This window comes from Micropruina sp. (assembly GCF_047606665.1).
In the GTDB taxonomy this organism is placed as follows: Bacteria; Actinomycetota; Actinomycetes; order Propionibacteriales; family Propionibacteriaceae; genus Micropruina.
This window is the reverse complement of record NZ_JASGEF010000006.1, coordinates 1-26,305: the sequence shown is the minus strand read 5'-3', so window position 1 is coordinate 26,305 and position 26,305 is coordinate 1. Positions and strand designations below refer to the sequence as shown.

The window sequence follows — 26,305 nt, the reverse complement described above, 5'->3', positions numbered from 1 at the left end:
CGTGAAACTAACAATCCCGCTCACCCGGCCAGTGTGGCCAGTAAGAGGCTGGCCAACCTGTGCACCACTATCAGGATCCCAAATCCGCACCGTCCGATCGCGGTTTGTGGTGGCGAGTCGCGCGCGGCCTTGATGAATGAAACTGACAATCCTCAGTCCACTGGTGGAGCCAATGAGAGATTGTACGACCTGCCGACCGGTTCCAGGATCCCAAATCCGCACCGTCCTATCCCAGCTAGTGGTGGCAAGCAAGGTCCGGCCCTGATGAGTAAAGCTGACAATCCCGCTCACCAAGCCGGCGTGGCCCGCAAGAGGACTCCCCACCGCCTCACCAGTACCAGGATCCCAAATCTGCACCACTCGACCCGCGCCTATAGCAAGCAAGACTCTGCCCTGGCAAGGAAAACTGACAATCCCGCTCACCCGGCCAGCGTGGCCCGCAAGAGGTCTCCCCACCGCCTCACCAGTACCAGGATCCCAAATCTGCACCACTCGACCCGCGCCTATAGCAAGCAAGACTCGATCCCGATGAGTAAAGCTGGCAATCTCACTAACACCGCTGGTATGACCCACAAGAGGCAGGCCAACCTGCCGACCGGTATCAGGAGCCCAAATCCGAACCACCTGACCCGCACTCGTCGCAAGTAGATCCCGACCCTGATGAGTGAAGATTGCAATTCCATTAACCCGGTCGGTGTGGCCAGCAAGGGTGCGGTGAACAGGACCACTAGAACGTGCTGCCGACCGCACCCACCAAGTAGCCGACTCCGAGGGTTCGGCGACCAGCTGGCCGGTGACACCAGCACCTACCAGCTGCCGAACGCCGCGGCGATCGGAAGGGCTGCACGAGGCCAGCAGGTGTGCTCCCATCGTTACGGATGCAATAGCGGTCGGAATGTTCTCCACGATCCCCGACGCCATGACCTCGCTCGCGACCGTGCGTGGGTCGATGACATCGAGCAGCGGTTCATGGTCGGCAAGCAGTTGCCAGCCGGGAGCTCCTGCGGCGCCAACGTGCGCTGCGAGGTGCGAGACCAGATAGGCGTCGAGGTTCCGATCTGTGGTGGGGGTTGCACTGGCGAGCACATCGTTCGCAGACTCGATCAGACCGCGTACGACGGCCAGTTCGCTGGTCTCCCGGTTGTCGCCCCATTCCTGCTCGAAGTACTCCACGAAGGTGCGGTGGGCCAGTCGATAGACGGAGCGTCCGTTCTCGGCGTCGAGCACCACGTAGGGGGCCAGCAACGAGAGAGCTTCGTCGATGTCGAGGGGGGCCACCGAAGCTCCATGCACCACAGATGCCACCAACTCCCAGATTCCACCGAGGCGTGGCAATCCCGCGCCACGCGCGTAGGCCAGAGCTTCGAGCAGACTGGCGGCGGTGGGGGCATGCTCGCGGAGCCGGGCCACGGCCGCCGCAAACACGGTTCGATGGGTTCCCTCCAGCAACTCGGGAGCCGCCTCAGTCGGGTCCTTGCCGAGGCGTTGCCGAGCAACCAACTCATGCACCAGTAGGCGGACAAAGAGGAACTGCCGCTCCCTTCCGGCTGCGGTGTCAGAGGTCGGCGCGCACACTTCCTTGAGCAAGAGAGCACGCAAGTGATCCGATATGCCCTCGCGTGCGCAGGTGAGGTTCACGTACGCCGCCAGCGCGTCCGGATCACGGCCGACGACCAAGGTCAGATCGCTCGCCACTCCAAGTTCCTCTAGCAGTTCGCGGTCGTGGGTGGCGTGGTCCACCCCCTCGCGGGTCGAGGCACGTGTACCGACCACCAGGGATACACCCGCCTCCGCAACCCGGCGAAGCAATCCCGCGATGCTCAGTGGGTCGCGGGCCTCGTCCAGCGCATCCACCACGACCCGTCCTTGACGTCGATTCGCTTCGACGGCCGCGACGAGACGGTTGGCCAGTTCGCCGCCTGCCGGTGGTGCCCCGCGTTTGTTCGCTGAAGAGAGATCCGCGCCGAGCTGCCCGGCCAGCGACTCCGCCACCTCGTCGTGGGTCATCCCGGTAACGTGCAAGACGCCGTCGATGGTCAGATCCCGTTCCCGTTCGGTGACCGGATCGTTGTCCAGCAGCCCGGCTTCAACGAGCAGCTCGCGGACCTTGGGCCGAGCCCGGAGCAACACGTTGCCGAGGACGGCCGACTTCCCTGAGCCGGCGGGCCCGGTCACTGCCAGCAGTCCACTGCCCGTGCTCAGGTGTTCCACAACTCGGCGACGCTCGTCACGTCGTCCGACGAATGACCAGGTGAACTCGCCGAAATCGGCACCCATGCCCTTACGGGCGAAATGAGAGCGCTCCCGCTCCGGAAGTTGCTGCAGTACTGCTTCGAGCCGTGCGTAGACATCCAAGGTTGCGGTGACCGGGATACCTGCTCGGCGGATGCGACACGACGCAACTCCGAGCGCATAGGTCGCCCCGTCGTGGTCTCCGAGTCGCCGCTCCACTTCCGCAAGCAAGTCGGAGACCGCCACCTCGGTGTCATTCCGGGTGAGTGTGCTTCTCACGACCTGTCCGAGTATCTTCGCCGCTTCACCGAGGTGTCCTGGGCCATCGGGTGATCCGACGCCGACCAGCGCGATCCGCTGACCACTTCGACGACGGAGCAGCTCGGCCGCAACCAACTGAACAAAGCGGCCTGCCCCACATGCTTCAATGACGACCATCGTCCATGCTTCGTCTGCGCGCCCGTGTCGTCGGCTCTGCTGATTACGCAGATGCAGGGCGAATGCCTCCGGAGTGAACTCGTCGTCTTCTGACGATCCGGCGATGCCTGGTATGAGCACCGAAGCCTCGTTGTCGTCGGACGCGCCATGGCCTACCCAGACCAGGGAGCACGTGTGCGTCAATCGGGCGAACTCCTTGAGTCTCGCAAGGGCTTCTCCGCTCCCGCGGGCTCCCGGCCACTCGACGACCTCGCCTCCGAGAAGATCCTGTAGCACCCGAGTGACGTCCGCAGCAGCAACGTCTGCTTCAACCTTCTGATTGTCCGGATCCCGGTAGTCGCTGAAGTCAAAGGGGTAGTGCAGGACCGTGCCCACTCCTTCTGTTGAGCCGCTCATTCGGATTCCATCACCAGCACCACCTGACTGACCGCGTCCCGGCCGCCGGCCTTCAACTTCGCTGCGACACGGTAGAGACCGGGCCCCAGAAACGCCTCGGCAACCAGGTCCTCCCCGCGCCGCGAGGCCTTCGGCTGGCGACCGGCTCTGCCGGTGGGGTCACCGAGGTCGGTGATCTGGCAGGTGACTCGTGCTGGATCGGCCTCTCCGGTCACTCGAATCTCGACCGGTTGCCCCGCCAGGACAACGTCCGGCACCTCGATGCCGATGTCTCCCCTACCCAAACGATCACCCACTGGCTCGTCCTTGACGTGGGAGACGATGGCCTTGATGGATTCTCCGGAGGATGCCAATGCGCCGTGCTGCTGCGGTCGATACGAGATTCGATCGTGCTCCAACGGCCGCGCTGATCGCCACGGCACCGTGCCGTCCCCCTCGCCATCGGTGAACCGGACAGGCTGGCCGATCCGGTCGTCCCGAATCACGCCATCGGCACCGAACTTGTAGTAGTGCGGCTGTCCGATGACGTGACCGTGCTCGATCCGTGCGCTCTGCGCGGTCGGCTGATGCGTCCCTACATGCGCTTGCAGTTGGGGAAGCCGCACGTCCTTGCGTGCCTGGAAACGGTCGGCGGCAGCCTGCGCCAGATCACGGCTGGCACCGATGGCGGCCACGTGACCTGGCGTGACCGCGATCACATCCTCACCGACCTCGTCGGAGGGCACCAGCAGGCACCGCAATCTGGGCAGAAGGTCGTAGACGCCCGGCATCGTCCGCGCCACATCGCGCAGCCGCGTGCGCGGCAAGATCGTACTGACCGGCGGGGCTTCGCCGGTCTCCAGCATCGACAGTGCCGCCACCGCGCCGTAGAAGGGCGTGCCCAGGGTGATCACCTGACGCACATTGTCGAGGGCTCCCGTGATCGTGCCGAGACCTTGGGCGACCAGTCCGCCCATCGAATGCGCCACGATCACCACCTGGGCGTCGCGCTGCTCGGGGTGCAGGCGTCGTCCCTCCGCGTGCTTCTCATGCTTCCGCCACTCCTTCAGTCGGCACCGGATCGCGACGTCGAGCAGTTGGCTGTTGAACGCAGTCGGGAGGCGCCAGTCGTAGGCGAATTCCAGAGCGGCCGCCTCGTGGATGACGGCCTTCTTCAGTTCCTTGACCAGCCTGGTGTACGGCTCAATGCCTCCCAGAATCGGCGCGAACGCCGGGATGGGGCCATGCAGCAACCCAGCCGGCTTGATCCGCGCCGTCGAAGGCTCGTACCCGCCGCCATGCAGCGCCTCGAGTTCCGCATCGGTCAGCGCCAGTGGGGTGAGTCCCTGCCCCATGGGGTTCCAAGCGTCCACCCACCACTTCGCCTCGGCGAAGCCCCAGACCAGCCGGCCACTGTCGCGGTCCTTGAGCGCCGAGCCCATGATTCCAGGCACCACCACGATCAGATCGTGGGTCGCACCGTAGGTCATCGGCTCAGGAAGTCCCCCCATCATGCTGGGCATCGTATTCCCTGAGCCTCGTACGGCGAGCCGTTCGACATTCCTCGTCGGGCACCGATCAGATAAGAAACCACTGAGCCCACGCGACGGGGTTCAGGGTCTCGACAAGCTCGACCACCGGATAGATGGCTCTTCGCTAGGACTGTCGACGGGGCGTCGCCCAGCGCACGCAGGACATTTCCTGCATGGTAGATCTTTGGCTACGGCGTCGGTGCCGTGCGGCATAGGGAGGTCACGACGAACGCAGTCAGGCGAGAGCCCGCCGCCCCGGACTCCCCCACCACCCAGCCGGACAGCCGGCGGCTGGTGGTCGTCGCCGTGCGCGACTACCCGGACGCGGCGCCGGACTTCGCCAACGGGATGGACGCCCAGGTCGCCGAACTGCGGGAATGGTGGGCGCACGAAGAACTCGGCGACGACCGCTTCACCGTGATCGAGCCGTTCATCAGCACCCGTGACGACGTTCACCAACTGATCGCCAGCGAGCGCCTCGCCCATGCCGGCCCCGGCGACGTCCTCGTTCTATGCCTGACCGGCCACGGTTTGCGAACCGTTTCCGGACGCCACTATCTGTGCATGCCGGACGGCGACGACGATTATCCTCACCGGGGCCACATCAGGACGGCCGATATCGTCGAGCAGGTGCTCGCGTCGGACGCGGAACACATTGTGGTGCTGATCAGCAGCTGCTTCGGCAACTCCACGACAGATGAGTTGCATTGGGTGATCAAGGACCTCAAACCGGCCCGACGCAGCCTGGACACCATCAGCGTCATCACCATCGGCGATTTTGACCAGAGTCCGCGAGTCTTGGAGCTCCGGGAACTCCTCTCCGCGGCCCGACAGCGGCTGACCGCACGGAAGACCGGCAACCTTGCCCCGCACTTGACCGTCGATCAGTTCACCAGCGCGCTCAATGCGGCCGCGACAGATCTCGACGCCGACCGACTGCGACCGCACAAAATTCATCCGCAGACACCAACGGAAGAGCCCTGTCTGGCATTGCCAAACCCGGCCTACCGGCCGCCCCGGCGAGTGGTCCGGCCGCAGATCGCCGAGGTGGCGGCCAGCCCCGCCGATCTCCACTACTGGCTGGATCGCGCCAGCGGCCGTACGGATGGCGACGACGCCGGCTGGTACTTTTCCGGCCGGCGCGAGTTGGCCACCACAATCGCCGACTTTCTGCGCCACGACACCGGAAATCTCGTGGTGACGGGCATGGCAGGCAGCGGCAAGTCCGCACTGCTGGCGCGGGCGGTCACCCTGTCCGACCCGGCATTTCTGTCCAATCCCGGCTATAGCGCGGCCGTTGACGCTATTCGCCAGCACACACCCGAGACCATTCCGCCCGACGGAAGCGTCCGGGTTGCGCTGCTCGCCCGCAATCAGAGTTCGCTGGACCTATTGCGCTCCGTCGCGCAGGGCCTGGGCGTCACGTCGACCCCGGCCGACTGGACGGCGGCACAGCTTCGTGAGTCGATCGTCACCAAGGTCGGCAATGCAACGGCGACAGTGGTGCTGGACGGCCTCGATGAGGCAAGCGATCCGTTCCGTGTGGTCGCCGACCTCCTCATCCCGCTCGCGACGCACACCAACGCTGAGGGTGGACATCCGCTGCGCTTCGCGATCGGCGTTCGCAGCCCCGGCCCGGAGGGCCAGCCTGGCTCTTTGCTTGCGCTGCTCCGCGATGCACTTCCCCAGACCGACATACTGCGCTCTGACGATGAGTCCACGGCCGACATCGCCGAATACGTCGAGGCCGTGCTCTCGCGTTCAGGCGGTCAGAGCGCCGGTGCCCGGTACCGCGCAGATCCAGAGTTGCGTGCCACGGCCGCCGGCATCATCGCCCGCTCCGTGTCCCCCTCGTTCCTGGACGCCCGACTGGCAGCCCATCGCCTGCTGAACAGCGAGCAGCCACCCGACCTGACCGATCCGGACTGGCTGCGATCCCTGGCCGAAGGAACCGTCGGCCTGCTCCGGGACGATCTTCGTGACTTTGGTGGACTCCATCCCGACCACACGCTTGCGGTGCTGCGAGCCACCGCGTTCTCCTTCGGCCGAGGCCTGCCGTGGGCGGACATCTGGCCAGCAGTCGCCGAGGCCGTAGCCGACGAGCAGATCCCGAACACAGATGCGGTGATCGAATCCGCTCTCACCGGACGGCTCAGCGGCTACCTCACCGAGGACAACGAAGACGACCGGCGGGTCTACCGCCCGGTGCACGAACGGCTCGCCGAGACATTGCGCGCCAATCACCACCAGCTGCTCGGAGACACAGCCGAAGTAGCGGAGGAACCGACGGCGGTGCATGCACGAATCGCAGAGAGGCTGTCCGGCTTACTGCCTTCCAGTTCGGACAAGGAATATCCCGCGCCCGAGCCGTACCTCCGGCGCCACCTCATCGAGCACGCAGCTCAGGGGCAATGTCTGGAGGACCAGATCGTGCCACCCGAGTTCCTGCCCTGGGAGACCAGCGGCCTGGTACGAGGACGACTCGGACTGCCGCTGCCCGATGAGCCCGATGTGGCCGGGCTGACCGCCTGGAGCACTGTCGAGCCCTACCTGGCGGATGCACCAATCGCCGACCGAACGCTCAGCTTGGCTTTCGCTCGGGCTGCCCGCCAACTCCCCGGCCCTTCACCAACCGGGTCGCTTCAGCCCCGCTGGGCACACTGGCCGAGCAACCCCAACGTCCTCTGCCACGCCAGCGTCTCCTGTCTCACTAGCGTTGAGCGGCCTCATGGACCACATCTGCTAGCAACCGGCGGCAATGATCACCGTATTCGCCTCTGGGATCCGAGTACTGGTGAACAGGTCGGGCAAACCCTGATTGGTCACACGCTCGCCGTGACCTCGATCACGAGCTTTGTCGACTGCGGTCAGGTCCGGCTCGCCACCGCCAGCTACGACCGGACCGTGCGCATCTGGGATCCCGACACCGGCCAACAGATCGGACAACCTCTCACCGGCCACGCTAAGTCGGTCATCGGGCTCACCACCTTCATTTACCACGGTCGACCCCGGCTCGCCACTGTCGGCTACGACGGGATAGTACACATCTGGTACCTCGACACCTGCCGGTGGGCGAGATCGCTCCTCACCGATCCCGCCCAGGTAGTAAACGGAATCACCAGCTTTACCCACCACGGCCAACTCCGCCTCGCCACCACCAGCAACGACAGGACGGTCCGAATCTGGGATCCCGCCACCGGCCGACGGGTGCGATCACTCCGCACCGATCACGATCACTCCTACGGGTTGAGCGGAATCACCAGCTTTACCCAGGACGGCCAACTCCGCCTCGCCACCACCAGCTACGACAAAACAGTCCGAATCTGGGATATCGACACCGGTGAACGGGTGGGCAAGCCGCTCACCGGACACACTCACCCGCAGATCAGAGTTACGACCCTTGCCCATCACGGCCGACTCCGCCTCGCCACCGCCAGCAACGACGGAACAGTCCGAGTCTGGGATATCGACACTGGCGAACAGGTCGGAAAGCCACTCACCGGACACACCGGAGAAATGTCAGGAATCACCAGTTTTACTATCCGTGACCGGAATCTGCTAGCCACCACGAATAATGATCGGACATTACGGATCTGGGATCCCCACGCTACCGAGGCGCAGGTCGAGCACCCACTCGCCGGCCACACCGGCGCGGTTACGCGGATTACCGGCTTCACCCAGCGGAGCCGCACCCTGCTTGCCACCACCAGCTGGGATGAGACAGTGCGGATCTGGGATCCTGACACCGGCCAGCAGATCGGACACCCCCTCACCGACCACACCAGCCGGGTGACTGGAATCCCCAGCTTCACCAACGAGGCCATCCTGGTGACCGGAATCACCAGCTTCACCCACCACGGTGGTCGGACCCTGCTCGCCACCGCCAGCAACGACAAGGACAAGACAGTCCGAGTCTGGGACTCTGACACCGGCCAGCAGATCGGACAGTTCCTCACCCGCCACACTAATCCGGTGAGCGGGATTGTCAGCTTCGCTCGCCAAGACGGCCAGACTCTGCTCGCCACCACCGGTCGCGATGAGACGGTGCAGATCTGGGATCCTGACACCGGCCAGCAGATCGGACAGTTCCTCACCCGCCACACTAATTCGATGAGCGGGATTGTCAGCTTCGCTCGCCAAGACGGCCGGATTCTGCTCGCCACCGCCAGCGACGACAAGACAGCCCGAGTCTGGGACCCCGACACCAACGAACAGGTCGGAGATGCCCTCACCGGTCACACCGGCGCGGTTACACGGATCACCGGTTTCAATCACAACAATCACCCGCGCCTGGCGACCACCGGCATGGACGTGACAGTGCGTATCTGGGACCCCGAAACGGGGAGACCAGTCGGACGGCCCCTCGCCGGCCATTCCAGCTCGATAACAGGGATCGCAAGCTTCACGCATGACAATCGAACGTTGCTGGCCACCACGAGTAGTGATGAGACAGTCCGGATCTGGGATCCGGGCACCGGCACCGAGATCCAGTGCCTGTTCACCGCAACTCCCGCCACCTCGATCTGGGCCGACGATGCAGGGCGCTACCTGATCATTGGTGGCCCGGACGGCCGGATGGCTCGACTGGACATCGTCGATTCGGCCTGAGCGGCGTCAGGTGCGTCCGGTCTCGAAGGCCCAGATGGCGACCTCGACGCGGTTTCGGGCACCGAGTTTTCGCATCAGGCTGGCGATGTGGGCCTTGACGGTGCTCGGGGTGATGTGAAGCTCGGCGGCGATCTCATTGTTGGTGCGGCCGAGGGCGACCGGCACCAGGACCTCCTCCTCGCGGGCGGTCAGCGGCTCTATCGGTTGCCTCGGCGGCGCGGCCTGAGCGTGGGCGAACGCGGCGAGCAGCCGGACGGTCACGCTGGGCGCGATCAGGGCGTCCCCGTTGGTGGCGGCGTGGATGGCCTGGGTCAGCAGGGCGGGTCCGGCGTCCTTGAGCAGGAAGCCGCGGGCGCCGGCCTTGAGCGCCCCGTGGACGTATTCGTCGAGGTCGAAGGTGGTGATGATCACGATCGGCAGGGGGTCGGCGACGTCGGGGCCGGCGAGACGGCGGGTGGCTTCGATGCCGTCCAGCACCGGCATCCGGATGTCGAACAGTCCGACGTCGGGACGCAGCTGCAGCGCCAGGCGGACCGCTTCGCGTCCGTCCGCGGCCGTGCCGACCACCTCGATGTCCGGGTTGGGCGTCGAGCAGCATCGTCAGTCCGGTGCGGACGATGTGCTGGTCGTCGGCGATGAGGACCCTGATGCTCACTGTGGCTCCCTGGTTCGGGGCAGGTCCGCCTCGAACCGCCAGCCGGCTCGGCGACGGGGCCGGCGTGGAAGGTGCCGCCGAGCAGTGCGGCGCATTCCCGCATGCCCACCAGGCCGTAGCCCATCGCGCCGCCCCGGACGCCCGCGCCACAGGAGCCGTCGTCGTCGATCGTCAGCCGCACCCGGTCGACGTCGCCCATGACGGCGACGGTGACCTGGGTGGCGTGCCGGGGATGCCGTCGCGCGTTGGTGATCGACTCCTGGGCGAGCCGGTAGATCGCGGCTCCGACCGCCGGGCTGAGGTCGTCCACCTCGCCGGAGAGCGTCACCGTCACGCGGGGACGCGTCCGGCCGTCGGTGGCGAGCCGCGCGACCTCGGCCACGCGCGGCTGCGGCGCGAACTCGGCGTCCTGGGCGGCGCGGAGCACGCCGACGATGGCGCGCAGCTCGGTCAGGGTGCGGGTGGCGGCGTCCTCGATGACCGCCAGGGCCTCGACGGCGCGCTCGGGATCGGACGCCGCGATCGCACGTCCGGCCTGGGCCTGGATGGCGATGCCCGACACGTGGTGGGCGACGGTGTCGTGGAGCTCGCGGGCGAGCTGTTCGCGTTCGCGGGCCTTGGCCTGGTCGAGGTCCCGGACGCGGATCTTCGCGCGATAGCGGATCGCGGCGCCGAGCGCGGCGGCGAACAGGAAGACCGCGGATCCCCCGACCGCGTGGGCCAGACCGGTGGCGTCGGCGACGTTGGTGACGGCCACCCAGAGCAGGATGACGCCGAGGCCGCCGGCGGCTTCCCGGCCGGAGCCCCACCGGCACAGGGCGTAGGCCAAGATCAGCGTCACCAGCATGCTGTCCGGCAGGACGCCCGGCGCCCCGGTGGCGATTCTGATGCCGTCGACGATCGTCAAGGCGCCGAAGGACACCACGACCGCGATCAGCGGGTGGGTGCGTCGCCACAGCAGTGCGCCGGCGACCGCGAGGACGGCGACCAGCACCAGCGGGCCCGACGCCAGATCCTGGCGAAGCACGACTTCGGCCACGGACCAGCAGATCAGCGCCGCGGCCAGGGCCCAGTCCCCCAGCCCGCGCTGCGGGGCGTCCGCGGGTCGCGGTTCGGCCCACAGCGAGACGAGTGCATTGGCGGCCACCCGGTCAGCCTAGGGACGCCGCGTCGGCGGCGTATCGGCCGAAAGTACGAGAGTCCGGCTGTGCCAACGGGCAGGTCGAAGACTGGCTCTCGTGCCGATGTGCCCGCCGGCGGCGTCCATGAAGCTGGCAGCACCACTCAATCGAACCCCATTCGATCAAGCAAAGGATCATCGTGATGAGAACATCGCAATCGCCGACCACACGGGAGAATCTGCCGTCGCTGAGCACGCTGGACGATGTGCGCATGCCGGTGCAGGTCAAACTCGCGGCGGCCTGGACCAGCTTCATGTTCGTCTATCTCTACGTCGACTACCTCGCCCTGTACAAGCCCGGCGTCATCGACACCATCATGGCCGGCGTCGTCTTCACGTTCGACATCAGCCCGACATTGATGACCGTCTTCCTCTGCCTCATGTCGATCCCGATCTTCATGATTCTGCTCTCGATGACGCTGCCCGCACGGGCGAACCGCATGGTCAATCTCGTCGTGGCATCGCTGAACATTCCCTACGCGATGTTCAATGCGGTCGGAGAGTCGTCCTGGATGTTCTTCTACGTCGTCGCGATCGTGCTCGAAGTGCTGATTCTGGCCTTCATCCTGCGCTCCGCCTGGACGTGGCCGCTCCGCACCGACCGGGGCGAACCAAGCCGGCCGGTTAGCCCGCTGAATGCGTGAACGGGGAGCCCCAGAACGGGGCACCCGGACTGGTCAGCTTGGCGCGGATCAGCCCGAACAGCGTGCTGAACGCCAACGCCCATAGCCCGGCCAGCGCCAGGTCGTCGCGGCCCAACGCGAACGCGATCACCGCGGCGACCACGCAGGCCGAGAAGGCCAGCGCGAACTGGACGATGAACCGTCCGAAATAGGTCGCGGGATTCTTGAACTCGCGTAACGATCGGAACACGTCACCCACCTCCTGCTGCCGTCCTGGCCAGTCTGGCACCAGAGCGGGCGTCCCGCGACCTCACGAACGAGATCCTTCACCAGCAGCCGCTGGTGGGCGTGACCGGGCCGATCGGGGTAGTCTGCGGTCAGCGTCGCGTGCCGGTGGCAGACAGTGTCAGGCATGGAGGCGTCGGACACGAAGGAGACGACGATGATCGCGTCGACCCCTTCGCCCTCGCGTGACTGAGGGCGAGAAGGCCAGGCTGATCGCCTGGAACAACGAACTGCGTACCGTGCACCAACGGTTGCGCGACGTACGGCGGCTGACCCGCGCCGCCCTGGCCGCCGGCCAGCCCGCCGAGCCCGCGCAGCGTGACCTGTTGTTGTTCTGCCATAGCTTCTGCGTGGCGCTGACCGGCCACCACGAAGGCGAAGACCGGGAGCTGTTTCCCGCGATCGCCGCGGCCCATCCCGAGCTTCGCGAGGTGCTGCGCAACCTGCGGCAGGATCATTCGATGATCGCGCACCTGCTCGCCGGGCTGCAGGCGGCGGTCGATCGGACGGCGCCGCCGGACGACCTGAACCGCCACCTCGAAGGCATCGCGGCGATCATGGAAAGCCACTTCCGCTACGAGGAACGCAGCCTGCGGACGGTGCTCGAGACGCTCGAACTCGACGCCGACCCGCAGGCGGTTCTCGGCCCGCTATGAGCGCGTGGGCACGGATCGCGGAGCCCGTCGTTCGACCCGATCCTCCTCTTTCACAGCGGGACGGCTTCGGCCAGTGCCCGGTCGAGAAGCGGACCGGAGCTTCCGGAGGAAACGACGTGCACCGGCACCGTCAACAGGCCGGACAGCTGCTCCTCGAGCATGAGCAGGGTGACGATGTCCGCGTCCGGCGGAAACGTGACGATCAGGTCCACGTCCGGCGTCGCTCACCTCACTCATGCGCGCATGGTAGACGTCCGCTCCGGCTACCCTCACCGGCTCCCAGCTGTCAGGGTCTCGACAAGCTCGACCAACGCACTCGACGTCCGGCGGACTCGACCAGCGAGAGCCCATCGGGAGGGCCAACGGGGCTGCGGCAAGATGGTGGATATGTCCCTCACCGCTGTGCAGTTAGTCCAGGACGTCCCGACCAGCCCCGACGCGGCTTGGCAGTTGTTGACCGACCACCCCGAACTGCTCTGGGGACACCAGGCGCCCGACCTGGTCGCCGGCGCCCGCTATGCGTCGGTCGGTCACGGCGGGGCGGGCGGCGCGGGCACCATCCAGGATGTCGCCGATGGGGTGGTCCGGTTCAGCTGGACCGAGGACACCTGGGCCGAGCCCGCGGATCCCGTCCTGACCCTGACCGAGGGCGCGGCCGGAACCACCGCCACGCTCACCATCGAGGGCGCACCGGACGGCCAGGCCGAGTCGCTGCAGCAGCAGTGGTCGCGGATGCTCGGCGAGTTCGCCGGTTTCGCCGCCAGCCGCAACCCGGTCACCGACCAGCCGGTCCGCGCCGTCCTGTTCGATGCGGACGGCGTGCTGCAGTCACCGCGCGGCGACTGGCTGGCCCGCTTCGCCGCCCTCGGCGGGCCCGGATTCGTCAAGGCCGCGTTCACCGCCGAACTCGACTGCCTGACCGGCAAGGTCGACCTGGCCGACCGGCTGGAGCCGCTGCTGGCCGGCCGCGACGGCACGGTCACCGACGTCTTGGCGGTCTGGCACGACATCGACCTCGACGCGGACGCCTTCGCGGTCGTCGACCGGGTGCGGGACGCCGGACTCACCTGCTGCCTGGCCACCAATCAGCAGAGCCGGCGCGGCGGATTCATGCAGGAGCACACCGACACCAACAGCCATTTCGACCGGGTCTATTACTCCTACCAGGTCGGTCACGCCAAGCCTTCGGCCGCCTTCTTCCAGGCCATCGTGGACGATCTCCAGCTGCCCATCGAACAGATTGCCTTCGTCGATGACGCCCCGGCGAACGTCATCGCCGCCCGAGAGCTCGGACTGCGTGCCGTGTTGCATCGGCAAAGCACCGGCGCCGACGGATTGGCCCGCGATCTGCGCTCGATCGGCGTCCCGGTCTGACGGCCGGACGACGCCCGATGACAACCCCTGGCCGGCGTCGGCTGTTCGCCGCCGGCGGCGCTGCCGCCACCGTGCTGGCCGGACTGACTACGCATTTCGTGCGGCCGCACGGTACGTCGTCCGACATCGCCGGCGACGCGCTGTATGCCGTCCTGATCTATACGCTCGTCGTCTTCGCACTCCCCCGGACGCCTCCGGCGGTCGCCGCCGTCATCGCGGGCTCGGCCTGCGTTGCGATCGAGCTGTTCCAGCTGACCGGGCTGCCGCGACTGTGGGCGGCGACGTTCTCACCGATCGCGTTGGTGCTCGGGACCGGCTTCGACGTCCGCGACCTCGTGGTCTACGTGGTCGCGGTGGCGGTAGCCGGCTTGATCGATAGGTTCAGCCGCCGCACGACCACGTGACCCCGGACGACACTTCCAGGGTTTAGCGTCCTATCCAGGGTTTGAACCACGGAAAAGACGCTAAAACCCGGACGAGTGATCCGCGTCGTCATGCAGGACGACGCGGACGGTGTCAGTAGCGGTAGGCGTCCGATTTGAACGGGCCTTCGGGCCGGACGCCGAGGTAGTCAGCCTGGGCGGGGGTCAGTTCGGTGAGCCGGACGCCGAGGGCGTCCAGATGCAGCCGGGCGACCTCTTCGTCCAATTCCTTGGGCAGCGTGTAGACGCCGGTCGGATATTCCGCGGTCTTGGTGAACAATTCGATCTGGGCCAGCACCTGATTGGTGAACGAATTGCTCATCACGAACGACGGATGCCCGGTGGCATTGCCGAGATTCAACAGCCGGCCTTCGGAGAGCACCAGGATCGAATGCCCGTCGGGGAAGGTCCAGCGGTCCACCTGCGGCTTGATCACGGTGCGCTGGACGCCGGGGTAATTCTCCAGCCCGGCCATGTCGATCTCGTTGTCGAAATGGCCGATGTTGCCGACGATCGCCAGATGCTTCATCGCCGCCATCTGATCGACCGTCACCACATCGCGGTTGCCGGTGCAGGTGATCACGATGTCGGCGATATCGAGCACATCGTCCAGCCGGGCGACCTGGTAGCCGTCCATCGAGGCTTGCAGGGCACAGATCGGGTCGATCTCGGTGACGATCACCCGGGCGCCCTGGCCAGCCAGCGCCTCCGCGGCGCCCTTGCCGACGTCGCCATAGCCGCAGACCACGGCGGTCTTCCCGCCGATCAGCACGTCGGTGCCGCGGTTGATGCCGTCGATCAGCGAATGCCGAATGCCGTATTTGTTGTCGAATTTGCTCTTGGTGACCGAGTCGTTGACATTGATCGCCGGGAACAACAAGGCACTCTGCTTGGCCATCTCGTACAGCCGATGGACGCCGGTGGTGGTCTCTTCGGTGACGCCGCGAATCTCGTTCGAGATCGCCACCCAGTCCAGCCCGGACGCCCGAAGCTGCTGCAGCACCACCGCGTATTCAGCCGAGTCGCTGGGCCCGGCCTCAGGCACCGCCCCGGCCTTGGCGAACTCGACGCCCTTGTGCACCAGCAGGGTGGCGTCGCCGCCGTCGTCCAGGATCATGTTCGGACGCCGGTCGCCCCAGTCCATGATCTGCTCGGTGCAGGCCCAGTACTCGGCCAGCGTCTCGCCCTTCCAGGCGAACACCGGCATCCCCTGCGGATTTTCCGGGGTGCCGTGCGGGCCGACCACCACCGCGGCGGCGGCCTGGTCCTGAGTGGAGAAGATGTTGCAGGACGCCCAGCGCACCTCGGCGCCCAGCGCCACCAAGGTCTCGATCAGCACGGCGGTCTGCACGGTCATATGCAGCGAGCCCGCGATCCGGGCGCCGGCAAGGGGTTTCGAGTCGCCGTAGCGTTCCCGCATCGCCATCAGGCCAGGCATCTCGTGCTCGGCGAGAGCGATCTCCTTACGTCCGAAATCGGCCAGGTTCAGGTCGGCAACGCGATAATCCACCGCAGAATCGTAGTGCACCCCGACGACCCGCACAGACGATGTGACAAGCCCGCAACGCGGGGTTGGATTGGATCTATCACCGTCCGACAACGTCCGACAAGGACAGGGAGAGATCCCCAGCCATGGGCTTCGTTCCCGGAATCCCGGTCAGCGCCGACCCCGCCGAACGGCGTACCCCTCTCGTGCCCGACGTGGCCACGAAGCTGCGCGCGCTCGGGGCGACCCTACCTGGTGCAGGCCGGCGCGACCACCAGGTCACACATCACCGACCATTCGCTCGGCGAGGTCGCCTGGGCACAGTCCGTCGAAGAGGTGATGGCCGGCTCGGAGGTCGTGTGGACGATCGGGCCCCCGTCCCCAGAAGCGATCGCGGCGCTGCGTCCCGGCACCATCCTGATCGGGACGCTGGCGCCCTTCTCCGACTCGTCCGCGGGGATGCGCAACATGGTGCTGATCGCGGTCGCGATCGTGCTGGGCGGCGGCGTCGCCGGATGGGCTGTTCTTCCTGCTCGCCCTGGCACTCGGCGCGGTGGTCTGGCTGTCGGCTTCGGGGGCTACGTGCTGGGCAACCCGACACTGATCATCGCCGGCATCGTCGTCGGGGCGTCCGGCACCCTACTCACCCAGCTGATGGCCAAGGCGATGAATCGGCCGATCACGTGCGTGCTGTTCACCCCGATCACCGGTGAGGCGCAGGCCCTCGGAGAAGGTGATCATCGTCCCCGGCTACGGCATGGCGGTGGCCGGCGCCCAGCACAAGGTGTGGGAGATGGCCAAGCTGCTCGAAGGGGCCGGGGTCGAGGTGTCGTTCGCGATCTACCCGGTCGCCGGCAGGATGCCCGGTCACATGAACGTGCTGTTGGCCGAGGCCGGCGTCCCGTACGAGAAGATCTTCGACCTGGACGAGATCAACGCCGAGTTCCCGCAGACCGATGTGGCGCTGGTGATCGGCGCCAACGACGTGGTGAACCCGGTCGCGCGGACCGACAAGACGTCCCCGATCTACGGCATGCCGATCCTGGACGCCGACAAGGCCCGCAACTGCATCGTGATCAAACGCGGACGCGGCGCCGGCTATTCGGGCATCGAGAACGCCCTGTTCTACGCCGACAACACCTCGATGCTGTACGGCAGCGCGCAGCAAACGGTTGCGGACGTGATCGGCCAGCTCAAAGAGCTCGGCTGAGTCCGTGCACACCCCTGTGGCCATACCGTGGCGGGGTCCGCGCGACGTAGGCTTGCACCGTTCTGGCAAGATGAACCATCCGGTGGACGCGAGCCAGATCAGGGTGACTCGATCCCATCCCGACCTGCGGAGGTACGTATGACGGAGCCCATCGTGGTGCGGCTGTGCACGGCAGATGACCTCGCCTCGTTGGGACGCCGGGAGCCGCATCCCAACGCGCGCTACGCACAGGGCCACTACGAGCGGCAACTGGAGGGCGACTACTACTTCGCCGTCGCGCTGCGGGACGGCATCGAACTGGGCACCAGCGTGCTCGACTGCCGGGGCGACAATCTGCTGCAACCCGAGCTGAAGAGCCTGTGGGTGTACCCGGAGTCGCGCCGACAGGGTGCGGCCCGCGCCCTCACCCGGTTCCTGGAGCAGCAGGCCGTCGAGCTGGGCTTCGACGAGATCTTCCTGCGGGTCGACCCGCAGAACGCCGCCGCCATCCCGATGTACATCTCGCTCGACTACACCCCGACCGGCGACCACCGGCTGACCACCTACGAATATGTGGACGGCCTCGGCAACACCCATTCCCGCGAAGAGATGGACGCCATCTACCGCAAATCGCTGCGGCTGCTGCACTGAGCCGGTCGCTGCTGGGTGACGTGGGAGACTCGGCGCCGTGTCTGAGCGTTATCTGTCACCACCACGCCTGACCCGCGGCGACACGGTCGCATTGCTCACCCCGGCCAGTTGGGCCGAGGACGCCTGGATCGCCGAGACCGCGCAACGACTCACCGACTGGGGCTGGCGGGTGCGGCTCGGCGGCCATGTCCGAAACCGGCTCGGCTACCTGGCGGGCAGCGACGCCGACCGGCTCACCGATCTGCATGCGGCGATCCGCGACCCCGAGGTGCGCGCCATCGTGTGCGCGATGGGCGGCTGCGGCAGCCTGCGGCTGGTCCGCGTCCTCGATCGGGACGCGTTGCGTGCCGACCCCAAACCGATCGTCGGGTTCAGCGACATCACCGCTCTGCATCTGCTCTGGCAGCGGGCCGGCGTGGTGTCGCTGCACGGCGCGGTCGCCGGCAACCGGGCCGAGACGGTGCGCGACCTGTTGCTGGGCGGCACGCCTCAGGTGATCGCCGCCGATCGCACCCAGTACGGCGCGGAACTCACCACGGGCGGCCGGGCGACAGGATGGTTGGTCGGCGGCAATCTGGAGATGCTCGCCCGCAGCGTCGGGGTGACCGAGGTGCCGATGGCCGGCCACGTGCTGCTGCTGGAGATCAACCGGGCGGCCGGGCTCGGCATGGTCGATCGGGCGCTGACCCAGCTGATCGATTCCGGGACCCTGGACGGCGTGACCGGCGTCGCTCTCGGCGTCCTGGAGGGTTTCGACGGCTACCACGATCGCGGCTGGAATGTGCTCGACGTGCTCAGCGACCGGCTCGGGCTGCTCGGCGTCCCAATCCTTGCCGGGCTGCCGCTGGGCCACACCCCCAACCCGGTGACGGTTCCGCTCGGCGTCCGGTGCGAACTGGACGCCGACGCCGGCACCCTTCGGTGCGGGCCGGCGCTGCGATGACGACTGCCGTCGGACCTCAGTCGGCCTGGTCCAGACCGATGGCCAGCACGCTGACCCGTCCCCGGTCCCAGTTGAGGTCGACCACCACGCTGCTCTGTTCGGCGTGGAAGTCGGAGATCCGCACCGTGCGGGTGATCGCGGTGGCGGCCAGATAGCCCAGGTCGCCGGCCTGGCGTCCGCGGACCTGGACGGTGGTGCCGTCGGCGAAGCACATCCGGGCCAACCCGCGCACCGGGCCGGGCCGGACGGCACGCAGCGGCACGTCGCGGTGCACCACACCGGCCAGCCGATGCATCAGCAACTGGACCCGGACCACCCCGTACTCCTGCTCGAGTTGGCGTTCCAATTCGCGCAACTCCGCGGCGTCGGCCTCGGACAGGCCGAGGGTGTCGCTCGGAGCAGGATGCTTCTCGACCCGAACGCGGCGCTTGGGCCGGCGCAGCATGAGGACGGTGAGGGCGACGAGCCCCACCACCGCCCCCAGAGCGACCAGCCAGGTCATGCACCAACTCTGCGCTGTGCCCCGGCGGTACACAAGTGGCTGGCGGATCCCGCGGGCAGGCACTTCGGCGCTCGCTCGCACCGGTTTTTGGTGGTTATGGCGGCGGTGCTGCCGGGCCTACTGAGCCCGAACCACTTTTTGGTTGGTATGGGATACCCACGGGGGGTATTCACACCCACCAGAAAGTGGCTTGGGCGGCGTCAGGCTCGACGCACATACCCCCCATGGGTACCTATATCCACCGAAAAGCGGTTCGAAGACGAGCTACACGTGCAGAATCTGGTGGCTGCGCCGCACGTCGTCGCTGACCTGGGCGATCAACTCATCGATGCCCTCGAAGCGGACCTGGCCGCGGATTCGTTCGGTGAAGTCGACGGCGATCGGCGCCCCATACAGCTCCAGGTCGGTGCGGTCGAGCACATAGGACTCGACCCGTCGCTGGACGCCGTCGAAGGTCGGATTGGTGCCCACCGAGATCGCCGCCGGCCAGCGCTCGGCGTCCTGACCCGAAGGCAGCGGCCGGCCGTGGGCGTCCAGGCCGTCGAGCCGGGTCACCCAGCCGGCGTAGACGCCGTCGGCCGGGCAGGCGAGTTCGGCCGGCACCGGCAGGTTCGCGGTCGGGAAGCCGAGTTCGCGTCCCCGATGATCGCCGTGCGCGACCACGCCGGTGAATCGGAACGGGCGTCCGAGATGCTCGGCGGCATGCGCGACGTTGCCGGACGCCAGGGCGTCCCGGATGGTCGTCGAGCAGGTCTCCTCGTCGCCGTAGCGGACCAGCTTCAGCGCCTCCACCTCGAAGCGGCCGCGGCCGAGTTCGCGCAGGGTGTCGACGGTGCCGGCCGCCCGATGCCCGAACCGGAAGTTCTCCCCCACCACGATCAGTGCCGGGTGCAACGGCAGCAGCACGTCCACCACGAATTGCTCGGGGGTCAGCTGGGCGAATTCGGGGGTGAAGTCGACCACCTCGACCCGGTCGGCGCCGGCGGCCTTCAGCAGCGCGATCCGGTCGTCCAGGCCGGTCAGCAGCATCGGCGCCCGGTCGGGACGCAGCACACGGACGGGGTGCGGCCAGAAGGTGACCACCACCAGCGGAAGATCGGGACGCCGGGTGTGCGCTTCGGCAAGCACCTCGACATGTCCGGGGTGGACTCCGTCGAAGTTGCCGATGACCACCACCGATTCACTCACGAGGAGCCAGCCTAAGAGATTCGGCGGACGGGATAAAATCGGCCGGCCGAGCAGCACGGGTGGCGACCGGCGTCGGGGTGGGAACCGCCGAATGGCGACCCGGAACGAGGTCGCCATTCGGATCGGGTCAGACGCTGAGTCCGAGGCTTGCTCCGGGCATGTTGGCCCGCACCAGCTGGTCGCTCTGCGTCCGCAGTTCCGCGCCCAGGCTCTCGCGCAGCTCCGCCGATTCCAGCTGGGAAACCAGGTCGGCGATCATCACCACGCGAGTGATATCTCGCGACCAGCCGCCCTGCTCGACTCCGGGGACCTGGACGCTGTCCAGAATGTCGACGACCCCGCGCCTCGGGTCGGGGACCGGTCCGACCCCCTCGGTCACCAGGTCCTTGAGCCGCTGGAGCCAGTCCGGGTCCGGAGGCCACGGCCACTTGCGGCGATAGGGGACGACGAGGTCGAGACAGACCCCGGTCCCGTTCTCGAATTTCAGGTAATGATCGCAACTCATCCTGCGGTCCTTTCATGGGGCCCCCGCCGACGCGGGGCGTTCGACGGATAGACGGACGGTAGCCCGATCGTGATACGTCGCACCGGGAGCGCTGGCACGGGCTGGTTGGATGTAGGCATGGAGTTTCGTCATCTGGGTAGCTCGGGGCTGAAGATCTCCGAGATCTGTTATGGAAACTGGCTCACGCATGGTTCGCAGGTCGAGAACGAGGCCGCGCTCGCCTGCGTCCGGGCTGCGGTGGACGCCGGCATCACCACCTTCGACACCGCCGATGTGTACGCCAACACGAAAGCCGAAAGCGTGCTCGGCGAGGCGCTGGCCGGCGAGCGCCGCGAGTCGATCGAGATCATGACCAAGGTGTTCTTCCCGACCGGTCCGCGCGGGCACAACGACTGCGGACTGAGCCGCAAACACATCATGGAGTCGATCAACGGCTCACTGCGTCGGCTGCGCACCGACCATGTGGACGTCTACCAGGCCCACCGCTACGACCTGGAGACCCCGCTGGAAGAGACCATGCAGGCGTTCGCCGATGTGGTCCGCTCGGGAAAGGCGCTCTACATCGGAGTCAGCGAGTGGAGCGCCGAACAGATCCGGGCCGGTCAGGAGTTGGCTCGGCAGCTGGGCTTCGCGCTGGTATCGAACCAGCCGCAGTACTCCATGTTGTGGCGGGTGATTGAGGGCGAAGTCGTCCCGACCAGCCGCGAACTAGGGCTGTCGCAGGTGGTCTGGTCGCCGATCGCGCAGGGCGTCCTGACCGGCAAGTACCTGCCCGGCCAGCCGGTGCCGGAAGGCTCCCGTGCCACCGATGAGAAGGGTGGGAAGCGCACCATCAGCCGGTTCCTGGACGACACCATCCTGGAACGGGTGCAGAACCTTAAGCCGATCGCGTCCGATCTGGGTCTGACCATGGCGCAGCTGGCGGTCGCCTGGGTGCTGGCCAACGACAACGTGGCGTGCGCGATCGTGGGTGCGTCGCGTCCGGAGCAGGTCGCCGACAACGCCGCCGCGGCCGGGGTGAAGCTGTCGGCCGAGGTGCTGTCCGCGATCGACGCGGCATTGGGCGACGTGGTGGTGTCCGATCCGGCGCTGACCAAGGACAGCACCCCGGCGTCCCGACCCAGCTGATTCGCGCTCAGAGCGGGGTGATCAGCGGGATCACAACCTCGTCGATCAGGTGCTCGATGTAGTCCTGATCGACCAGGTGGTGGGTGAGATAGTGGTGTTGCAGCAGCGACGAGGGAACCCGCTCCTGCATCGGGGTGAGATCGTCGCGGACCGGCTCGCCGCGCTGCCGGGCGCGATCGAGAATCTGCCGGAACTGTTCCAGGCTGGTGCCGCGGGTGACGTCCGCCAGCCGGCCCCGTCCGACATGGGTGAGGGACTCCGCAACGATCCCGCGGAACGCCTCGCCCGCCGGTCCGGCCATCTGGCCCGCGACCGCGGTCAGCCAGGCCACCAGGTCGGCGCGCAGCGTGGACGGCTCGGGCGGCGGCTCGGGCAGGTCCATCAGCCGGTAGGCGGCCTCGATCGCCAGCGCCAGCCGGGTGGGCCAGCGCCGGTAGATCGCGACCTTGCCGGTGCCCGCCCGGCGCGCCACCGACTCCATCGTCATGCCGGCATAGCCCACCTCGGTGAGCTCGGCGGTGACCGCGTCGATGATCGCCTCTTCGAGCGCGGCGCCGCGCCGGCGCGGCCGGTTGCGGAAGCTCTCCTTGTCGTCGCCCGCCATCAGCGGACCACCCCGCGGTCGCCGTCGACGGTGACCTGCTGCCCGGTGCGCAGCGTGGCGGTGGCCGAGCCGCAGCCCATCACCGCCGGGATGCCGTATTCGCGGGCCACGATCGCGGCATGCGAGGCGATGCCGCCGTGGTCGACCACGACGGCGGCGGCGCGGGTGAACAGCGGCGTCCAGGACGGGTTGGTGGTCGGGCAGACCAGCACCTCGCCGGCCCGCAGCTCGCCGAACTCGTCGGGTCCGTGGATGATCCGGACGGTGCCGGTCGCTGTCCCGCCCCCGCCGGCGGTGCCGCTGACCAGGACACCGTGCTGCGCGCCCCGGTCGGGGTACAGGCTGGCGCCGGCGATCAGCGGGGCCGAGGCGAGCTCGGCGTAGCCGGCGGCGCGGCGTCCGGCGTTGTCGGCGACGGCCGGGTCGACCGGGGTGTGTTCCGGGTCGGGCAGGGCGGCGATCTCGGGCCAGGTGAGGAACCAGATGTCGTTCGGTGCGGCCAGCCAGCCGTGCGCTGCGAGCCGGCGTCCGATCTCGATCATGGCGTGCCGCAGCGGCGGCATCAGCCGGGCCAGGTCGAAATGGGTGTCCTCGCGGGCGGCGATGCCGGCGCGGGCCGCCCGGGTCAGCCGCCGCAGCGTGGTGTCGAGCCGAAGGGCGCGGACCCGGCGCAGGGCCACCAGCTCGGTCAGCGGGTCGGGCGCGGCGGCGTCCTTGCCACCCCCGGACGGCGTCTCCAGCAGCAGGCCGAGGACGTCGATCACGGTCTCGGGGTGGTCGGCCCAGGACGGGTCTTTGACCAGCGTGATGCCGCCTGTCTCGCGATGGCCGTAGGCGTCCAGGAAGGCCTGAAACCGGTCCGCGATCGGTGCGGCGGCGGGGTCGGTGCGCAGCCGGTCGAGCACCGCGGCGGCCGGCCGGGTGCCGAAGGCCTCGGCCAGCACCGGCTGCTCGCGGATCGACTCGGCCAGCGCGTCGAGTTCGGCGTTCGCCGTTGTCGTCCGGCTGTCCACGGCGCCGGTGAGCAGGGTGGCGAGGCGTCCCCGCAGCCCTAGGACGGTGAGCAGCCCGGCGAGTTGCGCGATCGCAGCGGCCGCGGCTGGCAGGTAGTCGACCCGCAACCGGGTCAGATCCTGGCAGGCCGCCTGCACCCGACGATGCACCCGCAGCAGTTCGGACCAAGGCAGGGCCGGCAGATCGAGCCCGGCCAGTTCCCGGCATTCCGCGTCGTAGTGCCGGGCCAACGGATCGGACGCCCAAGCCGCCGGATCGCGCCGGACGACGGCGAGATCGTGGGCGAGCGCGGCCGGAATTCTTGCCGTCGGTTTGGGCATCGGCGGGACGAACTCGCGCAGCACGGCGTCGTCGGCGAAGAACACCTCGGAGAAGTCCATCCGCATCCCCACCATGCCCCGGAACATGCCGTCCACCAGGGGCAACAGGATCTGGTCCAGCCAACCGGTCAGCTCCAGCGGGGTCGGACGACGCGGGAAGAGCTCGATCAGCACCGCGCCGGCCAGCCGCTGGGCCCGGTTCAGCCGGCGCGCCGGGGGTGGCAGTGCGGTCATCGGGCGGGCCTGCAGCAGCACCGTCCGCTCCCCGGCGACCGCCCATTCGACATCCATCGGACGTCCGGTGCGGGCCGCGATCCGCCGTCCGGCCGCGGCGATCCGGGCCAGCGCCTCGTCGGAGAGCGGCGGCACCTGGGCGGGTGTCGACGTCCGGGTGCCGCCGCCGGCCTGGGCGGTGATCACCACGTCGGCGACGCCGGCCCGGCGGCGCAGCACGCGTCCGGACTCGTCGAGCACCGCATGATCGGGCGTCACCAGGCCCGAGACCACCGCTTCGCCGAGGCCCGCGCTGGACTCGATCACCACCTCGTCGCGGGCGCCGCTGACCGGGTTGGCGGTGAACATCACCCCGGCATGGTCGGCCTCGACCAGCCGCTGCACCACCACGGCCAGGGCCAGGTCGGTGGTATCCACGCCGATCGCCGTCCGGTAAGCGACGGCCCGCTCGCCCCACAGCGACGCCCAACAGGTGCGGACGGCGTCCAGCAGCGCCGCCTCGCCGAGGACGCCGAGCACCGTCTCCTGCTGGCCGGCGAAGGCAGCGCCCGGCAGGTCCTCGGCGGTGGCGCTGGAGCGGACGGCCACCAGCCCGCCGCCGAGCCCGGCATAGCCGGCGCGGAGGGCGTCCGCGACCTCGGCAGGGATCGGCACCGCGGCGACGGCGTCCGGACTGGGCTGATCGTCGGGCCCGATGCCGGCGGCAGCGATCGCCCGGCGGTAGGCCTGCGTGGTCAGCACGAAGCCGTCCGGAACGTCCAGGCCGGCCGCGATCAGCTCACCCAGACCGACGGCCTTGCCGCCGGCAATTCCCAGATCTGTGGTTCGCAGCACGCTCAGCGGCAGCGTCAACGGGACTGTCATGGCCGGCACGCTACCACGATAGAAAACGGTTCGTATACAATCGCGGTGTGTTTTCTGAGCCGCGCCGCACGATCGGACTGGCCGCGATCCTGATCGGCATCGCGGCGTCCGCGCTGATGCAGACGCTGCTGTCCACCGCGATGCCGCGGATCGCGAGCGAGCTGGACGCGGCGGACGCCTATGGCTGGGTGTTCGCCTCGTACCTGCTGGCCTCGACCCTGCCCATGCCGCTGTTCGGTCACCTCGCCGACCACCGGGGACGGCGCACCCTGCTGCTCTGGGGCGTCGGCGGCTTCCTCTGCGGCACCGCGTGGGTGGCGCTGGCGTCCAGCGGCGCGGCGCTGGTGGCGGCGCGGGTCGTCCAGGGTGTCGGCGCGGCCGCCCTGGTGCCGGCGGCGTTGGGCGCGGTCGGCGATCTGGCCGGCTCGCGGCGAGGACGGTTCTTCGGCGCCGTCGGCATCATCCAGGTGGTGGCGAATGTGGCCGGACCGCTGCTCGGCGGCTGGTTCACCGACGGCCCCGGCTGGCGGCTGGGGTTCTGGGTGGTGGTTCCGGTCGGCCTGCTGGCGATGGCCGCCGCCGCGATCGGCGTCCCGAATACTGCCCGCTCGTCGTGGCCGGACGCCTGGCGCAGCCTCGACCTGCTGGAACCGGTGCGCACCGTCGTCGGCGATCCGGTGATGCGGCGGATCTGCGGCGGCGCCTGCCTGGCCGGCGCGGTGCTGATGGTCGCGACGGTCTATCTGCCGTTTCTGGTGCAGGCCCGCTTCGGCGGCAGCGCGACGGACTCCTCCGCCGCCCTGATCGCGCTGATGGCCGGCGTCGGGGTGGGCAGCATGCTCGGCGGACGCGCAGCCGACCGCCGCTCACAGCTGGTGGGCCGGGCGTCCTGGGTCGCCATCGGGGTGGGCTGCTGCGGTCTGGTCGTGCTCAGCGTGGTCCCGGCGGGCACGATCTGGCTCGCGGCGGCGTCCGGGGTGATCGGCGTGGGTGTCGGAACCGTGATGCCGCTGCTGCTGGTCCGGGCGCAGGTGCTGGGTGGCGAGACCGCGACCGCGAGGGCCAGCACGGTAGTGCAGCTGGCTCGCAACCTGGGCGGCGCCGTCGGCACCGTGCTGCTCGGCCTCTTCGTCGCCACCGGTTGAACTGGCCGCTGGACTTTGAACTGGCCCCAGAACTACGGAGAGCCGGGTCGGGAACGTTCCTCCTGCGTTCCGACCCGGCTCGATCCGAGCTCGCCCACTGAGCAGGTCCCCTCCGGTTCGCGTCCCCGATTCGCTACTGCGGCCCTTGCCCT

21 protein-coding genes and 3 pseudogenes are annotated in these 26,305 nt (G+C 68.0%); 11 read left to right on the top strand and 13 right to left on the bottom strand.

The features are described 5' to 3' along the window. Together QM619_RS00875 and QM619_RS00870 are read right to left on the bottom strand one after the other, a co-directional pair. Positions 1 to 3,066, bottom strand: a 3,066-nt coding sequence (locus QM619_RS00875; RefSeq protein ID WP_415103341.1) for a hypothetical protein, incomplete at its 3' end; no start/stop codon positions are given. Continuing rightward, a complete protein-coding gene (locus QM619_RS00870) occupies positions 3,063 to 4,568 on the bottom strand; it encodes a lipase/acyltransferase domain-containing protein (RefSeq protein ID WP_415103339.1) in 1,506 nt (501 codons plus the stop codon). The genes QM619_RS00875 and QM619_RS00870, both read right to left, overlap by 4 nt. A gap of 303 nt (positions 4,569 to 4,871) precedes the next feature. Here QM619_RS00870 and QM619_RS00865 point away from each other — a divergent pair, with 303 nt between their 5' ends. Further along, the gene (locus tag QM619_RS00865; RefSeq protein ID WP_415103337.1) at positions 4,872 to 9,185 is read left to right on the top strand and encodes a hypothetical protein; all 4,314 of its coding nucleotides are present in this window, start codon (positions 4,872 to 4,874) and stop codon (positions 9,183 to 9,185) included. A gap of 6 nt (positions 9,186 to 9,191) precedes the next feature. Here the strand turns inward: QM619_RS00865 and QM619_RS00860 are convergent. Both QM619_RS00860 and QM619_RS00855 read right to left on the bottom strand, forming a co-directional pair. Continuing rightward, a pseudogene (locus QM619_RS00860) lies at positions 9,192 to 9,840 on the bottom strand (response regulator). 469 nt (positions 9,841 to 10,309) lie between these two features. Beyond that, positions 10,310 to 10,687 (bottom strand): annotated as a pseudogene (locus QM619_RS00855) (histidine kinase); the annotation flags it as partial. A gap of 545 nt (positions 10,688 to 11,232) precedes the next feature. On the opposite strand from QM619_RS00855, the gene QM619_RS00850 reads away from it, so the two are divergent. Further along, positions 11,233 to 11,664 (top strand): DUF6326 family protein, encoded by a 432-nt coding sequence (locus QM619_RS00850; RefSeq protein ID WP_415103335.1) that lies wholly within the window; start codon positions 11,233 to 11,235, stop codon positions 11,662 to 11,664. Here the strand turns inward: QM619_RS00850 and QM619_RS00845 are convergent. After that, a complete protein-coding gene (locus tag QM619_RS00845; protein ID WP_415103333.1) occupies positions 11,645 to 11,893 on the bottom strand; it encodes a hypothetical protein in 249 nt (82 codons plus the stop codon). The two genes, QM619_RS00850 and QM619_RS00845, sit on opposite strands and share 20 nt — an antisense overlap. 220 nt (positions 11,894 to 12,113) lie before the next feature. Here QM619_RS00845 and QM619_RS00840 point away from each other — a divergent pair, with 220 nt between their 5' ends. Continuing rightward, entirely contained in the window at positions 12,114 to 12,584 is a 471-nt protein-coding gene (locus QM619_RS00840) for a hemerythrin domain-containing protein (RefSeq protein ID WP_415103331.1), read from the top strand. A gap of 50 nt (positions 12,585 to 12,634) precedes the next feature. Here the strand turns inward: QM619_RS00840 and QM619_RS00835 are convergent, their stop codons facing one another. Beyond that, a complete protein-coding gene (locus tag QM619_RS00835) occupies positions 12,635 to 12,796 on the bottom strand; it encodes a hypothetical protein (RefSeq protein WP_415103329.1) in 162 nt (53 codons plus the stop codon). A 175-nt stretch (positions 12,797 to 12,971) separates the two neighbouring features. Between QM619_RS00835 and QM619_RS00830 the strand changes: the two genes are divergently transcribed. Continuing rightward, complete coding sequence (locus QM619_RS00830) at positions 12,972 to 13,958, top strand: HAD-IA family hydrolase (protein ID WP_415103327.1); 987 nt, start codon at positions 12,972 to 12,974, stop codon at positions 13,956 to 13,958. A gap of 17 nt (positions 13,959 to 13,975) precedes the next feature. Continuing rightward, entirely contained in the window at positions 13,976 to 14,362 is a 387-nt protein-coding gene (locus QM619_RS00825; protein ID WP_415103325.1) for a DUF2809 domain-containing protein, read from the top strand. 112 nt (positions 14,363 to 14,474) lie between these two features. Here QM619_RS00825 and ahcY read toward each other — a convergent pair whose 3' ends face one another. Further along, positions 14,475 to 15,890, bottom strand: a complete 1,416-nt coding sequence (gene ahcY / locus QM619_RS00820) for an adenosylhomocysteinase (protein ID WP_415103323.1) — start codon at positions 15,888 to 15,890, stop codon at positions 14,475 to 14,477. Positions 15,891 to 16,114: 224 nt separating this feature from the next. Continuing rightward, on the bottom strand, positions 16,115 to 16,336 hold the full coding sequence (locus QM619_RS00815) for a hypothetical protein (RefSeq protein ID WP_415103321.1): 222 nt from the start codon (positions 16,334 to 16,336) through the stop codon (positions 16,115 to 16,117). On the opposite strand from QM619_RS00815, the pseudogene QM619_RS00810 reads away from it, so the two are divergent. The 4 genes and pseudogenes from QM619_RS00810 to QM619_RS00795 all read left to right on the top strand — a co-directional run. Further along, positions 16,326 to 16,529 (top strand): annotated as a pseudogene (locus QM619_RS00810) (NAD(P)(+) transhydrogenase (Re/Si-specific) subunit beta); the annotation flags it as partial. The gene QM619_RS00815 and the pseudogene QM619_RS00810 overlap by 11 nt on opposite strands. Before the next feature lie 46 nt (positions 16,530 to 16,575). After that, a complete protein-coding gene (locus QM619_RS00805) occupies positions 16,576 to 17,076 on the top strand; it encodes an NAD(P)(+) transhydrogenase (Re/Si-specific) subunit beta (RefSeq protein ID WP_415103319.1) in 501 nt (166 codons plus the stop codon). 138 nt (positions 17,077 to 17,214) lie between these two features. Then, positions 17,215 to 17,706 carry a GNAT family N-acetyltransferase gene (locus QM619_RS00800; RefSeq protein WP_415103317.1) on the top strand — a complete coding sequence of 164 codons (492 nt, stop codon included), beginning with the start codon at positions 17,215 to 17,217 and terminating at the stop codon, positions 17,704 to 17,706. 37 nt (positions 17,707 to 17,743) lie between these two features. Further along, positions 17,744 to 18,649: a S66 peptidase family protein gene (locus QM619_RS00795; RefSeq protein WP_415103315.1), complete on the top strand. Its 906-nt coding sequence runs from the start codon at positions 17,744 to 17,746 to the stop codon at positions 18,647 to 18,649. A 16-nt stretch (positions 18,650 to 18,665) separates the two neighbouring features. On the opposite strand, the gene QM619_RS00790 is transcribed toward QM619_RS00795, so the two are convergent. From QM619_RS00790 to QM619_RS00780, 3 genes are all read right to left on the bottom strand, one after another. Further along, entirely contained in the window at positions 18,666 to 19,151 is a 486-nt protein-coding gene (locus QM619_RS00790; protein WP_415103313.1) for a hypothetical protein, read from the bottom strand. Between the two features lie 264 nt (positions 19,152 to 19,415). Continuing rightward, the gene (locus QM619_RS00785; RefSeq protein WP_415103311.1) at positions 19,416 to 20,339 is read right to left on the bottom strand and encodes a bifunctional riboflavin kinase/FAD synthetase; all 924 of its coding nucleotides are present in this window, start codon (positions 20,337 to 20,339) and stop codon (positions 19,416 to 19,418) included. Positions 20,340 to 20,466: 127 nt separating this feature from the next. After that, on the bottom strand, positions 20,467 to 20,844 hold the full coding sequence (locus QM619_RS00780) for a hypothetical protein (protein WP_415103309.1): 378 nt from the start codon (positions 20,842 to 20,844) through the stop codon (positions 20,467 to 20,469). A gap of 117 nt (positions 20,845 to 20,961) precedes the next feature. Between QM619_RS00780 and QM619_RS00775 the strand changes: the two genes are divergently transcribed. Then, the gene (locus QM619_RS00775; protein ID WP_415103307.1) at positions 20,962 to 21,972 is read left to right on the top strand and encodes an aldo/keto reductase family protein; all 1,011 of its coding nucleotides are present in this window, start codon (positions 20,962 to 20,964) and stop codon (positions 21,970 to 21,972) included. A 7-nt stretch (positions 21,973 to 21,979) separates the two neighbouring features. On the opposite strand, the gene QM619_RS00770 is transcribed toward QM619_RS00775, so the two are convergent. Then, positions 21,980 to 22,576 carry a TetR/AcrR family transcriptional regulator gene (locus QM619_RS00770; RefSeq protein ID WP_415103305.1) on the bottom strand — a complete coding sequence of 199 codons (597 nt, stop codon included), beginning with the start codon at positions 22,574 to 22,576 and terminating at the stop codon, positions 21,980 to 21,982. Beyond that, the gene (locus QM619_RS00765; protein WP_415103303.1) at positions 22,576 to 25,008 is read right to left on the bottom strand and encodes a PEP/pyruvate-binding domain-containing protein; all 2,433 of its coding nucleotides are present in this window, start codon (positions 25,006 to 25,008) and stop codon (positions 22,576 to 22,578) included. The genes QM619_RS00770 and QM619_RS00765 overlap by 1 nt, the downstream gene beginning before the upstream one ends. Positions 25,009 to 25,055: 47 nt before the next feature. Between QM619_RS00765 and QM619_RS00760 the strand changes: the two genes are divergently transcribed. After that, positions 25,056 to 26,153: an MFS transporter gene (locus tag QM619_RS00760; protein WP_415103301.1), complete on the top strand. Its 1,098-nt coding sequence runs from the start codon at positions 25,056 to 25,058 to the stop codon at positions 26,151 to 26,153. Positions 26,154 to 26,305 lie beyond the last annotated feature (152 nt).

What these genes read in the sequence shown, in the direction of transcription:
- QM619_RS00870 (WP_415103339.1), bottom strand. Translation starts at nt 4,568, where the DNA reads ATGCCCAGCATGATGGGGGGACTTCCTGAGCCGATGACCTACGGTGCG.
- QM619_RS00850 (WP_415103335.1), top strand. Translation starts at nt 11,233, where the DNA reads ATGCCGGTGCAGGTCAAACTCGCGGCGGCCTGGACCAGCTTCATGTTC.
- QM619_RS00830 (WP_415103327.1), top strand. Translation starts at nt 12,972, where the DNA reads ATGTCCCTCACCGCTGTGCAGTTAGTCCAGGACGTCCCGACCAGCCCC.
- QM619_RS00825 (WP_415103325.1), top strand. Translation starts at nt 13,976, where the DNA reads ATGACAACCCCTGGCCGGCGTCGGCTGTTCGCCGCCGGCGGCGCTGCC.
- QM619_RS00815 (WP_415103321.1), bottom strand. Translation starts at nt 16,336, where the DNA reads ATGTTGCGCATCCCCGCGGACGAGTCGGAGAAGGGCGCCAGCGTCCCG.
- QM619_RS00800 (WP_415103317.1), top strand. Translation starts at nt 17,215, where the DNA reads ATGACGGAGCCCATCGTGGTGCGGCTGTGCACGGCAGATGACCTCGCC.
- QM619_RS00790 (WP_415103313.1), bottom strand. Translation starts at nt 19,151, where the DNA reads ATGACCTGGCTGGTCGCTCTGGGGGCGGTGGTGGGGCTCGTCGCCCTC.
- QM619_RS00780 (WP_415103309.1), bottom strand. Translation starts at nt 20,844, where the DNA reads ATGAGTTGCGATCATTACCTGAAATTCGAGAACGGGACCGGGGTCTGT.
- QM619_RS00775 (WP_415103307.1), top strand. Translation starts at nt 20,962, where the DNA reads ATGGAGTTTCGTCATCTGGGTAGCTCGGGGCTGAAGATCTCCGAGATC.
- QM619_RS00770 (WP_415103305.1), bottom strand. Translation starts at nt 22,576, where the DNA reads ATGGCGGGCGACGACAAGGAGAGCTTCCGCAACCGGCCGCGCCGGCGC.
- QM619_RS00765 (WP_415103303.1), bottom strand. Translation starts at nt 25,008, where the DNA reads ATGACAGTCCCGTTGACGCTGCCGCTGAGCGTGCTGCGAACCACAGAT.